The organism is Bradyrhizobium sp. BRP56 (assembly GCF_020194035.1).
In the GTDB taxonomy this organism is placed as follows: domain Bacteria; phylum Pseudomonadota; class Alphaproteobacteria; order Rhizobiales; family Xanthobacteraceae; genus Bradyrhizobium; species Bradyrhizobium australafricanum.
Genome location: NZ_JADYVV010000094.1, coordinates 15,031 through 29,673 on the forward strand (window position 1 = coordinate 15,031; position 14,643 = coordinate 29,673).

General features: G+C 63.6%; 13 protein-coding genes. 8 read left to right on the top strand and 5 right to left on the bottom strand.

Going from position 1 to position 14,643, the window contains the following annotated elements; all coding sequences use genetic code 11:
* Nucleotides 1-79: 79 nt before the first annotated feature.
* The 4 genes from I6F38_RS39660 to I6F38_RS39675 all read right to left on the bottom strand — a co-directional run bounded on the left by I6F38_RS39660 (nucleotide 80) and on the right by I6F38_RS39675 (nucleotide 4,337).
* A complete protein-coding gene (locus tag I6F38_RS39660; RefSeq protein ID WP_225164213.1) occupies nucleotides 80-1,471 on the bottom strand; it encodes a CmpA/NrtA family ABC transporter substrate-binding protein in 1,392 nt (463 codons plus the stop codon).
* 106 nt (nucleotides 1,472-1,577) lie between these two features.
* Nucleotides 1,578-2,456, bottom strand: a complete 879-nt coding sequence (locus I6F38_RS39665) for a sulfurtransferase (protein ID WP_225164214.1) — start codon at nucleotides 2,454-2,456, stop codon at nucleotides 1,578-1,580.
* A 125-nt stretch (nucleotides 2,457-2,581) separates the two neighbouring features.
* Entirely contained in the window at nucleotides 2,582-3,757 is a 1,176-nt protein-coding gene (locus I6F38_RS39670) for an acyl-CoA dehydrogenase family protein (protein WP_225164215.1), read from the bottom strand.
* A 37-nt stretch (nucleotides 3,758-3,794) separates the two neighbouring features.
* Nucleotides 3,795-4,337: an OsmC family protein gene (locus I6F38_RS39675; protein ID WP_225164216.1), complete on the bottom strand. Its 543-nt coding sequence runs from the start codon at nucleotides 4,335-4,337 to the stop codon at nucleotides 3,795-3,797.
* 255 nt (nucleotides 4,338-4,592) lie between these two features.
* On the opposite strand from I6F38_RS39675, the gene I6F38_RS39680 reads away from it, so the two are divergent.
* Both I6F38_RS39680 and I6F38_RS39685 read left to right on the top strand, forming a co-directional pair.
* Nucleotides 4,593-5,258 (top strand): TetR/AcrR family transcriptional regulator, encoded by a 666-nt coding sequence (locus I6F38_RS39680; RefSeq protein ID WP_225164226.1) that lies wholly within the window; start codon nucleotides 4,593-4,595, stop codon nucleotides 5,256-5,258.
* Between the two features lie 305 nt (nucleotides 5,259-5,563).
* Complete coding sequence (locus tag I6F38_RS39685; protein ID WP_225164217.1) at nucleotides 5,564-6,781, top strand: GGDEF domain-containing protein; 1,218 nt, start codon at nucleotides 5,564-5,566, stop codon at nucleotides 6,779-6,781.
* Between the two features lie 16 nt (nucleotides 6,782-6,797).
* On the opposite strand, the gene I6F38_RS39690 is transcribed toward I6F38_RS39685, so the two are convergent.
* Complete coding sequence (locus I6F38_RS39690; protein WP_225164218.1) at nucleotides 6,798-7,526, bottom strand: SDR family oxidoreductase; 729 nt, start codon at nucleotides 7,524-7,526, stop codon at nucleotides 6,798-6,800.
* A 244-nt stretch (nucleotides 7,527-7,770) separates the two neighbouring features.
* Between I6F38_RS39690 and I6F38_RS39695 the strand changes: the two genes are divergently transcribed.
* The 6 genes from I6F38_RS39695 (at nucleotide 7,771) to I6F38_RS39720 (ending at nucleotide 14,363) form a co-directional block, all read left to right on the top strand.
* Nucleotides 7,771-9,009, top strand: coding sequence for an ABC transporter substrate-binding protein (locus tag I6F38_RS39695; protein ID WP_225164219.1), 1,239 nt, complete (start codon nucleotides 7,771-7,773; stop codon nucleotides 9,007-9,009).
* A 279-nt stretch (nucleotides 9,010-9,288) separates the two neighbouring features.
* On the top strand, nucleotides 9,289-10,734 hold the full coding sequence (locus I6F38_RS39700) for a PAS domain-containing protein (protein ID WP_225164220.1): 1,446 nt from the start codon (nucleotides 9,289-9,291) through the stop codon (nucleotides 10,732-10,734).
* 567 nt (nucleotides 10,735-11,301) lie between these two features.
* Nucleotides 11,302-11,859, top strand: coding sequence for a hypothetical protein (locus I6F38_RS39705; protein WP_225164221.1), 558 nt, complete (start codon nucleotides 11,302-11,304; stop codon nucleotides 11,857-11,859).
* A gap of 354 nt (nucleotides 11,860-12,213) precedes the next feature.
* Complete coding sequence (locus tag I6F38_RS39710; RefSeq protein WP_225164222.1) at nucleotides 12,214-12,906, top strand: glutathione S-transferase C-terminal domain-containing protein; 693 nt, start codon at nucleotides 12,214-12,216, stop codon at nucleotides 12,904-12,906.
* A gap of 180 nt (nucleotides 12,907-13,086) precedes the next feature.
* A complete protein-coding gene (locus I6F38_RS39715; RefSeq protein WP_225164223.1) occupies nucleotides 13,087-13,323 on the top strand; it encodes a hypothetical protein in 237 nt (78 codons plus the stop codon).
* A 194-nt stretch (nucleotides 13,324-13,517) separates the two neighbouring features.
* Entirely contained in the window at nucleotides 13,518-14,363 is an 846-nt protein-coding gene (locus I6F38_RS39720; RefSeq protein WP_225164224.1) for a methyltransferase domain-containing protein, read from the top strand.
* Nucleotides 14,364-14,643: the final 280 nt, after the last annotated feature.

Below are 14,643 nucleotides of genomic sequence, written 5' to 3' on the forward strand. Positions count from 1 at the left end.
CACGCGGGGAGACGCCGTGCCCAATCGCCGGCTGCAGTGGTTATGGGTCCCGGCCTTCGCCGGGACGACGGAGATGGGCTCACGACGATTTCCTGATCTTGAAGCTCGCGAGATAATCGTCGGGCTTGGCCGGATCGAAGCTCTTGCCCATCACCGAGAACGACTTGTACGAGGTGGCCGGTGGCGCGAGGCCCATCTCGGCCATCACCTTCTTGGTATCGGTGGCGAGATAGACCTGCTCGGCGACCGCCTTGTAGTCGACGTCGCCCTTGATCTGGCCCCAGCGCTTCATCTGCGTCAGCATCCACACCGCAAAGGACTGCCAGGGGAACGGATCGAAATCGACGCGCTTCGGATCGGTTTTCACGCCACCGAGCCCGTCGGCATAGGTGCCGGTCAACACCTGCTCCAGCACCGTCACCGGCGCGTTGATGTAGTTGGCCGGCGCGATCGCTTCCGCGATCTGCTTGCGGTTCTCGGCCTTCGCCGCGTAGCCGGTGGCATCCACGATCGCGCGGGTCAGCGCCGCGAAGGAATTCGGCGCCGTCGTGATGAACTCGCGGCTGGCGGCAAAGCTGCAGCAGGGATGGCCGTCCCAGATCTCCTTGGAGAGGATGTGCAGGAAGCCGACCCCGTCATAGATCGCGCGCTGGCAGATATTGTCGGGCGCGAGGAAACCGTCGATGTTGTCGGCGCGCAGATTGGCGACCATCTCCGGCGGCGGCACCGAGCGAAGCTGCACGTCGGTATCCGGGTCGAGCCCGTGCTCGGCGAGGTAATAGCGCAGCAGGTAATTGTGCATGGAGTAGTCGAACGGAATGGCGAACTTCATGCCCTTCCAGTCCTTCGGATCGCGCCTGTCCTTGTGCTTCATCGCCAGCGTGATGCCTTGCCCGTTGATGTTCTCGATCGCAGGGACCGTGAACGGTATGGCGTTGGCGCCAAGGCCGAGCGAGATCGCGATCGGCATCGGCGCCAGCATGTGGGCGGCGTCGTATTCCTTGTTGATGGTCTTGTCGCGAATGACCGCCCAGCCGGCGGTCTTCACCACCTCGACGTTGAGGCCCTGCTTGGCATAGAAGCCGAGCGGCGCCGCCATGATGATCGGAGTTGCGCAGGTGATCGGGATGAAGCCGACCTTGAGGTCCTTCTTCTCCGGTGGTCCGGCGTCGGCGAACGCCTCCGTCGCCGTCTTCAGCGGGAAGACCTGTGACAGCGCGGCGAGCGCCGTCGCGGCGCCAACCGATTTCAGGAAAGCACGGCGCGCGACATCCTGCGGAAACACCGCCCGCATCACCGCCGACGCGACGATGCCTTCGTAACGCTTCTGTTCGCTGAGATCGGCGACCGGCTCGCAGCGCAGCGTGCGCGCGGCCTGCTCATGCTCGGCGGCTGAGCGATGCCAGCCGCAGGCGCAACCCGATCGCGTGAGCACGCGGTCGGTGTCGAAGGGATCATCTGACGTGGACATGCTGCGCCCCATTGTCGCACCGAAACGCAGAGAGCTCCACGATCCGGTTCATTGATCGGCGTCCGGCCGCGTTTTGCGCCGCCGGACACCAACAAACATGCAGGTTCTATGCCGCCTTGCCGGTGACGACGGCCGCGGTCGGCAAGCCCTCATCGATCGGCAGCGACGGGTCGCGCGACCACTCGTTCCAGGAGCCGAAGTACATCCGCACGTCCTTCACGCCGGCGTTCTTCAGCGCCAGGAAGGTGTTCGAGGCGCGCGCGCCTTTGAAGCAGTAGAGATAGACCGGCGTGGTCTGCGAGATGCCGACGGTGGCGCACTCGGCCAGGATCTCGTCCTTCGACTTGAAGCGCGGGCCTTCGGCGGTCGGCTTCATCATGCGGTACCATTCGAGCCACACCGCGCCGGGAATGCGGCCCTTGCGCGGGCAGAAATCCTTGCCGTAGGGCGAGGAGCTTTCGCCGATCCACTCGTCGACGTCGCGCACGTCGAGGATCGCAACGCCGGGCTTGCCGACCGCCGCCAGCATCGCCTTGGCGTCGATCATGATATCGCCGGCCTCCGGTACGATCGCAAAGGCGGCCTTCGCCGGCACCGCAACGTCGGTGGTCACCGGCAGGTCGGCCGCCTTCCAGGCATCGAAGCCGCCATGCAGCACCTTGATCTTGGGATAGCCCAGCATCGTCAGCAGGTAGTAGCCGCGGCAGGACTGGCCGAAGCCGGAATTCATCGACTGCTCGTAGATCACCGCGGTCTCCTTGCCGGAGAGACCGGCGGCGCCGAACGCGTCGGCGAATTTTGTCTTGAGCTCGTGGATGCCCTCCGGCGTCGAGGTCGCGAGGAAAGTGAAGACGTCATGCACATTGACGGCACCGGGCAAATGGCCGGCCGCATAGGCATCCGGATTCCGCGTGTCGATGATGACACACGGGTCTTTCTTGACGAGCTCGGCAAGTTCGCCGGCGGTGATCAGAACGTCCGTCATGGCAGCCTCTCCTGTCTGTGGTTGCAGTTGTGGTGGTCCCGAACTTGTTTGAGCATGATCTCCGCGCAAGCGCGTTCCGCGTTTGTCGCGAGGGAAAACCGGTTTCCACTTTTCCGGATCATGCTTCAGCCGTCCGCCAGCATCTTGCGCAGCTGCTTGGTGGCGGGCGTGACGATGGCGACGAAATAGGCCTCGCGCAGCCTGCGCTGGGCGCGGTGGCTCATCAGGTAGCCGCGCGCGCCGCAATGGAGCATCGCGCCATGCGCGAACGCGACGCTGGCATCGCCGATCCGCAGGCGCAGCGCGACGACGCGGCGCCAGTAGCTGTCATCGGCGTTGTAGGGATCGCTTGCCAGCGCCATCGCCTCCTTCTCGAACTCGGCATGGAGCTCGCGGAATTGCAGCGGCTGTTGCGGCAGATAGCGGTTGACGTGTCCCAGCGGCGCATGGACTTCGTCCATGATGTTGATGCAATCCTTCATCAGCCCAAGACCCATGCCGGCCTGCAACAGGATGAAGCCGGCGCGGATTTTCTTGACGAACGGCGCAGCCGGCTCGGCCAGGATCAGTTCGTCCGGCACGAACACGTCGCGAAACTGGACGCCATAGGTACCGGTGCCGTCCATCGCCAGGAACGGCTTGCAGGGCGTCAGCGTGATCGCGGGATCGGAGCAGTCGGCGAGGAACATCACGGTGCTGCCCAGCTCGCCGCTTGCGATGCTGCCCAGCTCGCCGCTTGCGATGCCGCCCGGCTCGCCCTTGGTGCCCTCGTCCTCGCGCTCGAAGATCGTGCCGAAGTAATGGCCGGGCCCGAGGTTCGACACCCAGGGCAGCGCGCCGCGGACGATGTAGCCACCATCGACCTTGCGGCCCTTCAGCTTCAGCCGCTCGATGCCGAAGAAGCTCTTCATCGGGTTGGAGAGCCCGGTGCCGCCGAGCGCGCGCCCGCGGGCGAAGCAGTCACCGAAGCGCGCGGCGAGCTTCATGTTGGTGGAATTGGCGACGTACCAGACCAGCGTGTTCTGGCACCACGCCATGAAGGCGGTGGCGCCGCAGACCTCGCCGAGCGCCGCCATCGACTGGATGGCCCAGCGCAGGTCGGCAGGCCCCTCCTGCGGCACATGGCTGCTCCAGGCGCCGACCTTGCCGAGCCGGCGCAGGAATTCGCCGGGATAGACCGAGCCGGCATCGACCGCGGCTGCGATCGGCGCCAGCTCCTGACGGGCAAGGCGGGCAACCTCGTCCGCAATGGTCGGTGCGGGATCTTGAGCTGCGACCCGCGATAAAGCCAGTGAACCCATGGATGATCTCCGCACCTTGAAATTGCCGGTCGGGCGTTTACGCGCTGACCTCGAGATTGACGGGACGGGTGAAGGTGTTGGCGACCGGCGACCACTTCTTCACATGCGCCACCAGCGCGTCGATCTCGGCCTGCGAGACCCCCTCGCACTCCATGTCGACCTTGACGCGGACGTCGGTGAAGCCGACCGGCTTCTCGCTGACGTCGCCGGTGCCCCACACCGCGGTGATATTGAGATCGCCCTCGAGCTCGAGCTCGAGCTTGTTGACGATCCAGCCGCGATGCACGGCGTTGGCGTGCAGGCCGACCGCAAGGCAGGAGCCGAGCGCGGCGAGCGAGGCCTCGGAGGGATTGGGCGCGGTGTCGTCGCCGAGCAGGCCCGGCGGCTCGTCGACGATGTAGGGCGCGAGGTTGCGGATGTAGTTGGCGTGACGGAACTTGCCCTCGGCCACCGTCTTGCACTTCAAGGTCTTGATCACCTTCGGGTTGGCCTTGCCATTGGCAATCAGCTGCTCGAGCCCGCCTTTGTCGATCGGCGCGAGGCAGCCGGTCAGTGCGGTTTTCTGGGCGACAGCGGTCATCAGTTTTCTCCCTGGGAGCGATGGATTTGGTCAGGATACCGAACGGTCTGTTTCCTGCACGAAGCGTGCCAATCCCGCCGCAAATCAAAAGGCGAAATCCCGCAGGCGCTTAAGCAGGGCTGCCTGCGGATTGATCAGCGCCGGCCTGCTCAATCGCCAAGCAGATGGCGCGCGACCGCGATGATTTTCAGCGCGTCGATAGGGGCATGAAGATGCGACTTGATGATTCTGCCGCGCTCCGATTTACTGACGCGCATGGCCAAATCGCTTGCGAAGAAAAAATCTGCCGCCGCGTTCACCGCCGGCGACGATGAATCGGCGCGCGGGCGCCTGCTGAACGCCGCAACCCATCTGTTCTGCAAGAACGGCATCAACGCCACCGGCATCGATGCGATCATCGACGAGGCCGGAACCGCGAAGACCACGCTCTACAAGCTGTTCGGCTCGAAGACCAACCTCGTGCATGCGGTGCTGGAGAGCGAAGGCCGGCAGTGGCGCGAATGGTTCATCGGCGCGATCGAGGCCGGCGGCGGCGATCCGCAGACCAAGCTGTCGCGGATCTTCCCTGCCCTGAAGACCTGGTTCGCCGAGGAGCGCTTCTACGGCTGCCCCTTCATCAACGCGGTCGCCGAGCACGACAAGGACGCCAAGCAGTTCCGCAACATCGCGCTGAAGCACAAGAAGGTGGTGCTGGCGCATATCGAGAAGCTCGCCGGCGAGATGGGCGCGGCCGAGCCGGCCGTGCTCGCGCACCAGCTCGCGCTGCTGATCGACGGCGCCATCGTCGCGGCCATGGTGTCGTGTGATCCGACCGTCGCCGACACCGCGGGCCTTGCCGCGAGCAATCTGTTCGCGCCCGCCAAGGCGAAGAAGCCGAAGCCCGCCGGCGGCGCGGCCGAACAACAGCTCCTCGCCGTGTAACGCAACGGCCGCGGCAGTCCTTCCCTTTTCACGTGTCATAGTCTGCCGACGCGGCGTCCGCGCTGTTTCAACGCGTCCGCCACCCTGGCAAGGCCGGCATTGGCGCAGACTTCATCCTTCTCGCCGCCGGCCGAACCCGATCGTCGCGACCAAGCCGCGTCGCGACCTCCGGCGTCGGTATTTCTGCGGCGCGATCGCCCGCCGGGTTTACCTGCCGTCAATCACGCCGCGCGATCGGCGCCGGCCTTAAACGCCTGTTAGGTCGGGCCGGGTCAGTTGCGCGGTGAAAGTACGAGGCAAGAACAATGCAGTCCGAAAAAGGACGATACAGCCAGCCGCGCTGGGGCGTGACGCGCTGGCTCGCCGACGCCGGACCGGGCGTACCTGACGACATCCGCGCGGCGCTGATCGGGGATCTCTACGGCTCGCTGCCGGTGTTTGCGGCTGGCGCGGTCAATACGGTCGCAGTCGCAGCCGTGATTGCGATCCGCGAGCCGACCGCGCTGTTCATCACCTGGGTCGTCCTCGAACTCGTCATCTGCCTCTCGCGCCTCGCCGTGCTCGTGGTTGCGCATCGCGCCGCGCGCGAGCAGCAGCCGACCCCGACCGATTTGCATCTCGTGCTTGCAGTCGCCTGGAGCGCCAGCGTCGGCTTCGGCATCCTGATCAGCCTCGCAAGCGGCGATTGGGTGGTTGCGCTGCTGGCTTCGCTATCGGCGGCGGCGATGGTCGGCGGCATCTGCTTCCGCAATTTCAGCGCCCCGCGCCTTGCCGGCACCATGATCCTGCTCAGCCTCGGCCCGATCGTTCCGGGCGCGGCCCTTGCCGGCGAGCCGCTGCTCTTCATCGTCGTCATGCAGGTGCCGCTGTATCTCACGGCGATGACGGTGGCGGCCTTCCGCCTCAACAAGATGCTGATCGCCACGATGCGCGCCGAGCGCGAGAACGGCCATCTTGCCCATCACGACACCCTGACCGGCCTGCGCAATCGCGCCGGCTTCGTCGCGGCGCTGAACGCAAAGCTGGCGGCCCCCGCCGGGAATGGCGGGCCCTTTGCGCTGCTGTTCTTCGACCTCGACAATTTCAAGCCGGTCAACGACACCTATGGCCACGCCGCCGGCGATCAGGTGCTGATGTTGACCGCGGAGCGGCTGCGGCGTGCGCTGCCCGAAACCGCGGTAATCGCACGGCTCGGCGGCGACGAGTTCGTGGTGCTGGTCAACGGCGTCACGGCGGAACAGGCGCTCACGGCCGGCCAGCGCATCATCCAGACCGTCACGATGCCCTATCAGCTCGCGGGCGGCATCTCGGCCGAGGTCGGCGTCAGCGTCGGCATCGCGGTGTCGCCTGAGCACGGCACCGAGGCCGAACAGCTGCTGGCGTCCGCCGACGCCGCGCTGTACGAGGCGAAATCCGAAGGCAAGGCGCGGTGCCGGATGGCTTCCGTCGCGACCAATGTCGCCGCACTGCGCCGCCTCACGCAGCACAGCCCGGCGCCCGCCACCGATCGCAGCGCCGCCTGAGGCGCGGCGCTCGCCGTTACAGATCGAAGTTCGTCGGCAGCATCACGACGTCGCGGATGGTCATGCCGCGCGGCCGGGTCAGCATGAACATCACGACCTCGGCGACTTCGCTGGCCTCCAGCAGGCTTCCGGCCGCCTTGGCCTCCGCAAGCTTCTCGGGCGGCCAGTCCGCCAGCAGCGCGCTGATTACGGGCCCGGGCGAGATCGAGCCGACGCGGATGCCGTGCTTGAACACCTGGCGCCGCACCGTCTGCACGAAGCAGTTGATCGCCCATTTCGACGACGCATAGACCGGCTCCCACGGCGTCGGGAAATGCGCGGCGAGCGAGCTTGTGACGATGATGTCGCCGGTGCCGCGCGTGATCATGTGCGGCAGCACGTCGTGCACGTTCTTCATCACGACGTTGACGTTGAGGTTCAGCATCCGGTCGATCGCAATCGTATCCGCATCGACGAGGTCACCGCCGACATAGATGCCGGCATTGGCGTGCAGGATGTCGAGCTGGCCGGTGTTCTCGAGCACCTTGGGCAGCAAGCTCGCACACTCCCCGGGATCGAGCAGGTCGATCACCAGCGGGACCACCGCATCGCCGTGCTCGCGGGCGAGCGCTTGCAGCGCGGCGGCATCGCGGTCGACCATCACCACGCGCGCGCCCGCGGCCAGCATCGCCTCGCTGCTCGCCAGTCCAATCCCCGACGCCGCCCCGGTCACGGCCGCTACCTTGCCTTCCAACGCTTTCGCCATCGGTCCACCCTGCTCTGATCATCACGACAGTCGCCGCAGTATAGCAATCCCGGGCGGCTTGTCGGTAACCGAGGATGGGGAACGCGGCCTCCGCGGCTGACATCGCGCGAAAATTTCAGATGGTAGCGACTGCACACAAGTCCCAAGGCACCGCTGTGGAATGCTGCGCGCCGACATGCCCGTCAGAGGCTGCCAGACGGCCAATAATGCCAAAACGGCCAACAAGAAGAAGCGGAGGACTGCAATGACAAGGAACCGTTCGCCCCGGCTATCGCGCCGTCATCTCATCAAGGGCGCCGCGGCCACGTCAGCCACGGTGCTGCTCGGCGGGCCCGCGATCGCCAAGGGCAAGACGGAGGGCAAGACCGAGATCGTCATCGGCAACATCGACGCCTATTCGGGACCGGCTGCGGTCTACTCGTCGATCGGCCGCACCCCCGGCGGCTATTTCAAGATGATCAACGAGCAAGGCGGCATCAACGGCCGCATGATCAAGTACATCACGTATGACGACGCCTACAGCCCGGCCAAGACCGTCGAGCAGGCGCGCAAGCTGGTCGAAGGCGACGAGATCGACGTGCTGTTCGCGCCGCTCGGCGCGCCGACCAACGCGGCGATCATGAAGTACATGAACCAGAAGAAGGTCCCGCACCTCTTCATTGCCTCGGGCGCGACCAAGTTCGGCGACTACAAGAATTTCCCCTACACCATGGGTTTCCAGCCCTGCTACCAGATCGAGGGCCGCGCCTTCGCGCAGCATGTGCTGTCGACACAGAACGATCCCAAAATCGGCATCGTCTACCAGAACGACGATTTCGGCCGCGACGTGCTGAAGGGTTTCAAGGACGGACTTGGCGCCAGGACGTCCGCAATCGTGGCGGAGCTGTCCTATGAGACCGCCGACCCGACCATCGACAGCCAGGTGGTCCGCTGCAAATCCGCCGGCGCCAACGTGTTCATGAGCATGACCACGCCGAAATTCGCCGCCCAGGGCATCAAGAAGATCGCCGAGCTCGGCTGGCAGCCGGCGCACTACATCGGCAACAACGCCTCATCCGCCGGCTCGACGCTGAAGGCCGCGGGCTTCGACGTCTCCAAGGGGATCATTTCGAGCGCCTACCTCAAGGATCCCGTCGACGCCGCCTGGGACAACGATCCCGCCATCCAGAAATGGCGCGCCTTCCTCGACAAATACGATCCGGCGGCGGCCAAGAACGACATCTACGCCGTCACCGGCTATCTCACCAGCCAGATCCTGGTCCAGGTGCTCAAGCAGTGTGGCGACGACGTCTCGTCCGAAAGCATCATCAAGCAGGCCGCCAACCTGAAGGATTTCGAATCCGACATGCTGCTGCCCGGCATCCGGATCAACACCTCGCCATCAGACTATTATCCGCTCGAGCAGTTGCAACTGGTGCGCTTCAGCGGCGAGCGCTACGAGCCGATGGGACCGGTGATCGACGGCGGGATCTCGAAGGCCTGACCGTCCGAAGCGTGCACCGCTGGCGTCGGCTTCCGATGGCAAAGCGGAAGCCGCCCGGCTTGGGCGTCATCGGCGGCTCATGACCCGAACCGGATATTGCCCGAATAACCATTGTTAGCTCATTTGCCTCAACTGGCTCAGTTGACTAAGGGAGTGGCAGGAGAACGCGGCTCTTGTCTCCGGTCGCAAAGTCCTGTTTGCTTCAATGCAATGAGCACCACTCGCGAGACGAGTCCCAGCGGCAAATGTCAAACTGACTTCCTGCCGGGCGGGAGCGAATTGAGTGCGCTCATTCGCGCGCTCGATTGGTCCACGACCAGTTTGGGACCCATTGACGGATGGCCTGCGCATCTCAAGAGCGCGGTCAGCCTCATGCTGCCTGCCAACGCACAAATCGTGCTGTTCTGGGGCGCGGACTTCGTGGCCCTCTACAACGACGCCTACGCACCGACCATCGGTGAGAAACATCCAAGGGCACTCGGGCGGCCCGCGCGAGAGAATTGGGCGGAGCTTTGGGACGATCTTGAACCTCTGCTAAGGCGCGTCCTCGACACTGGTGAGACCGTCTTCGCCAAGGATCGTCCGTTCTACATCGAGCGGCACGGCTATCCGGAGAACGTCTATTTCGACATCTCCTATTCCCCGGTTCGAAACGAGGCGGGCGACATAGGCGGCGTCCTCTGCATCGTGAACGAGACAACTGAACGCGTTGTGGCGCAGCGAGAACTGGCCAGAGCGGAGAAACGGCTTAGCCAGGCGCTAAGTGCCGCCGGAATGATAGGCACGTTCGACTGGCATGTGCCGACGGACACGTTCTATTCGGATGCGTATTTCGCGCAAATGTTCTCAGTCGATCCCGCCAAGGGCGAGAAAGGCGCACCGTTGTCGGAATATGTCGCGGGCATCCATCCGGAGGACGTGGAGCGGACTACTGCGGCCGTGAATCTCGCGGTCGCCACCGGAGAAAAGTGCATCCAGGAATACCGGCTGCTCCACAAAGACGGAACCATCCGCTGGGTCGAGGCGCGTGGCGAGTGCCTGAGAGACGAGAGCGGCGAGCTTACCAACTTTGTCGGTGTCGTGGTGGACATCACCACTCAGAAGGAAGCGCAAGAGCATCAACGGTTGCTTGCGCGAGAGGCGAACCACCGGGTGAAAAACCTGTTCGCGATCTTCCACGGCATCATCAGCCTTAGTGCTCGATCAGCTCGAACGCCGCAGGAAATGGCTCATTCGCTTCGCGGTCGGCTGGATGCCCTCATGCGGGCCAAGGACCTTATACGTCCGGGGATCATGGGTACGGAAGCGCATAGCGAACGGACGACGGTGGACGAGGTCGCGCGAACCGTCATGCAACCCTATGACGACGGCTCGCGCGACCGCATCATGATCGGCGGCCCCGATGTGCCTGTAGGCGTGATGGCCGTAACGAGCTTCGCCCTTGCGCTGCACGAAATCGCGACGAATGCAGCCAAATACGGGGCACTCTCGGAGCCGAGCGGGGCAATCCGTATCAAATGGGAGACGCAAGGCGGCGACTTGCATTTTGAGTGGAATGAGACGGGCGGTCCCATGATTGTTGCCCCGCCGCAAGCCGCCGGCTTTGGCAGCGTACTCACGGAGCGCAGTATTGCTGGTCAACTCGGGGGCAAGATCGAATACGACTGGCGGCAGAACGGCCTCAAGATAAGGATCAAGGCTCCCTTGGATCGCCTTGGGGTTTGAGGACATAAGAGGACGATAGGATTTTTCCTTCCCCTTCGATTTGAACTCCGCCTTCGCGTGCTTGCACTGGGCCGCACCGCCCGACCATCTCCCTTTCGCGCGGTAGGTCAGCGCTGCTGCACAATGATTTCGTCGCCATTCGCTGCACCAACATTGATGTAAATCAATGCGTAGCGACTGGCCAGCGTATGCCTTGCACGTGGGGCGGAGCCTGAGGAGGATTTGATGATCTCTCGGCGAACCGCACTGTCTTCGCTCGGAATGGCGACCGCGTTTGGCCTCCTGGCGCTTTCTGTGATGGTGACCTCCGACGCGGCAGCCCAAACCGCCGGCACGGTACGACGTCAAGATCGGCGAGAAGGCCGGCGTGATCGTCGGGATGACCGACGCGATGCACGTCAAGACCGACGTGACGCCCGCCGTGGCACTCCCACGACGACGGGGAGTACCGCTGGCACAACCGGCGCAGCCACGAAGTAACTCATTGCGGGCTTCGTGATCGAAGTAGCGCTTCGATGAGAATCGACGACGGACAACCCATCGTATCTACAGCAACGGAGAGAATCGATGAAGTTGGCATTGAAAACTGCAATTGTAACCACGACCTTCACTTGTGCGACACTGCTCTCGCTCAGTTGGTCTGAACAGCGCGGCGTTTCGCTAGCAATCGACAGCGCCGAGGCGCGGATCGGTCGGCCGTTGACTCCCCTGAGCGGTGCCGGGGTCGCCCGTCGACAATATCGTCGGGCCGCGTACGGCTACGGTGCCGGTGTGGCGGGTGCTGGCCTGGCGGCCGGCGCGATAGGAGCAGCCGCGGTAGCTGCCACTTCACCTTATAGCTACTATGGTGGTGGCCCCTATGTCGGCACGGGCTACTATGGCGGCTATCCCGGAGAATACTATGGCGGGTATGCCAACCGCAGCTATGTAACGGGAAGGCCAACGCTGGTCCCGCGTTACTACGGCGGCTATAACGCAGGCAATTACGGTTCTTACGCCGCTGTCGGCTATCCCGGCAGCTACTATGGCTCGTATGGTGGTTATCCTGGTGGCTATGCCAACCGCAGCTACGTCACCGGAAGGCCGACGCTGATCCCACGCCACTACGGTGGCTGGGGCTGGTGAGCCCAAAGCTTTGCGCTTGTTCGGAAGTGCGCCGTTTCAAGCGCTTGCGCTTCGCACAATAGCCAAGGGCATATCACGCCCCGCGCAGTAAACACGACGTATTACTTGAACAAAGCGAGAGGAGGTGCCGCCATGACGGTGCGCCTCCTCTCTGTCGTCGCTGTATTGGCCGGACAAGGGAAGTGATGCCGCGCCGGATGAAGCCGCTTCCGGCCGTTAGCTGATGTCGCCAGCAAGGCGCGCCAAGTCCGCTGTAGTCTTTGTACCGGTTCATCCCGAGGCGGTTTACTTGCCCGCGTATCCAACTGGCGGATTCTGATGTAGCCTTCGTCCACCTCGAACGTGGCGAGCCATATGCTCACGCTCTATTCCTATCCGCCGTTGTTCGGCGTGGCCGACAACAATGGCTATGGCCTGAAGGTATTCGCTTTTCTGAAGCTCGCCGGCGTGCCGTTCCGGCACGAGCACATCTTCGATGCGTCGAAGGCGCCGCGCCAGCAATTGCCCTATGTCGTCGACGGCCGTGACACTGTCGGCGACAGCGAGACCATCCTCGCCTATATCACCGGAAAATATGGCGTGACGCTGGATGCCGCGCTGACGCCGGCGCAGCGCACGACCAACCTCCTCATCACGCGGACGCTCGACGATCTCTACTGGGTGATGTCCTATTCGCGCTGGCAGGACGCGCGCTATTGGCCCCAATTCCGCGACGCGCTCAAGCGCGAGCATCCGGCCCTCACCGACGACGGGTTGATGAAGGCCAAGGAGTTCAACGCCCAGCGCTATTACTACCAGGGCATCGGCCGCTTCGAGCCCAACGCCGCAATGGCCCGCGGCCTTGCCGATCTCGCCGCACTGGCGAGCCTGATCCCGAGCCAAGGCTATGTGCATGGCGACAGGCCGACGACCATCGACGCCGGCATCTATGGCTTCGTGGCCAACATCTACTTCTACGACATCGAGACGCCGTTGAAGCACTTCGTGGTCTCGCACGACGCCCTGGTACAACATTGCCGCGCCATCCACGCAGCAGTGAGTACGTGAGCCGAAACCAACCCAACCTCTAACTCGCAATAGTGACGTCCGCGGCGGTGAGCGAACAGGCCGTTGCTCCGTCCACGGCGCAGGTGGAAATATCTGCGCTGGCGTGGCGCAGCCGGCCTCTCGCCAATAGATCGATTTCGGGGGTAGTATCCCGTCCTTGCGCTAACTGCGGAGCCGGTCATGGCTTCAAAACTGTCTTCGGGTATTTTCGCGTTAGTACTCGTTGGAGCAGCTCTGCTTTTGATTGCAGGTCCGCCACCTGCCTGGGGCCTGCTGTTGCTCGGCGCCTTCGCACTGGCGGCGCTCTATATTTTTGCGAGAATGAGGTCGCGCTACGATCCGCTCGATCCACGCTTCGGTAGCTGCATCCCTCCGATTTCCAAGCCGAAGGGCGGCGGCAATGAGTCCACCACCTGAGCGCCGTCCAGCATCGATCAGATGCGGATCGCGCGAAGACGTCCTGATGGCCTAGAGCCGAGATGCAAAGCACGTCGGCTGCAATTCGCTAATGCCCGGTACGGACATTTCAGCCTCGCGTTCGATACGGAATTTTGTGCAGTTTGTTTCAGCCGACACTCGGTCGGATTTTCAGCACCAGGAGATTTCATCAAATGCAGACACCCACGCCAAACCCCCGAGGAGCAGCGTTCTGGAACAGCACCATGGGGCACTCATGGGTTTCGCAGCAAGCCGTGATCAGTGATGTCTTCACGTCGGTCACCAGCGTCAGCCTGGGTGCTGCGGCGGCAAGGCCGGGTGAGCGTGTCATCGATATCGGATGCGGCACCGGTGACACGCTGTTGGCGTTCGCCAAGGTCGTTGGTCCGTCAGGTGCTGTGGTGGGCGTCGATATCTCGGTCCCGATGCTGGATCTGGCCAAGCATCGTGTTGCCGAGGCGGGACTTGGCAACGTGACCTGTGCGCAGGCCGACGCAACGATCTACGGCTTCGAACCGCGCTGGGCGGATCTGGTGTATTCGCGTTTTGGCCTGATGTTCTTTGATGACCCGGTCAGGGCCTTCACCAACATCCGCGGCGGCATGAAAGCGGGCGGGCGGCTGGTGTTCGTCTGTTTTCGCACCATGCCGGAGTCGCCGTGGTTTCGCGTACCCATCGAGGCGGCCCGACCGCACGTGCCGCCACAGCCGCCGGTCGATCCATTGGCGCCCGGGATGTTTTCGTTCGCGCGCGAGGATCGCGTTCGCGGCATCCTGACCGAGGCCGGGTTTCGCGAGATTGCGCTCAAGGCCGCCGACGTGCCGATCCATGGCGGCGACATCGCGCAAAGCATGGCCTTCATCACGCAGGCCGGCCCGCTGCCTGCGCTGCTCGAGAATGCCACGGACGATCAACGGCGTCGCGCCATGGAAGCGGTACGCAACGCGCTCGCGGCAAGTATCGGGGCGGATGGCCGCGACCTGCATGTGGGCCTGTGGCTTGTGTCGGCACTAGCCTAGCGAGATGCTGCCTTCGGGATTGCGACGGCAGAAATCGTGCCACCTGCGGCGCACCAACACAGTGTCGTCCTGGCGAAAGCCAGGACCCATTACCTCAAATCTCGATTGTTGCGCGACGCCGCGGCCACGATCCCTTTCACAATCCAATGCGGTGGTTGATGGTGTGGACGGCCCCCTACGGCATCAGTGTGCCAGAATGAGGTTGTCTAGATCTCATACAAGGGAGCCGTCCGTGAACCAGATTATCCGCATTGGGATTGATACGTCGAAGTATATTTTT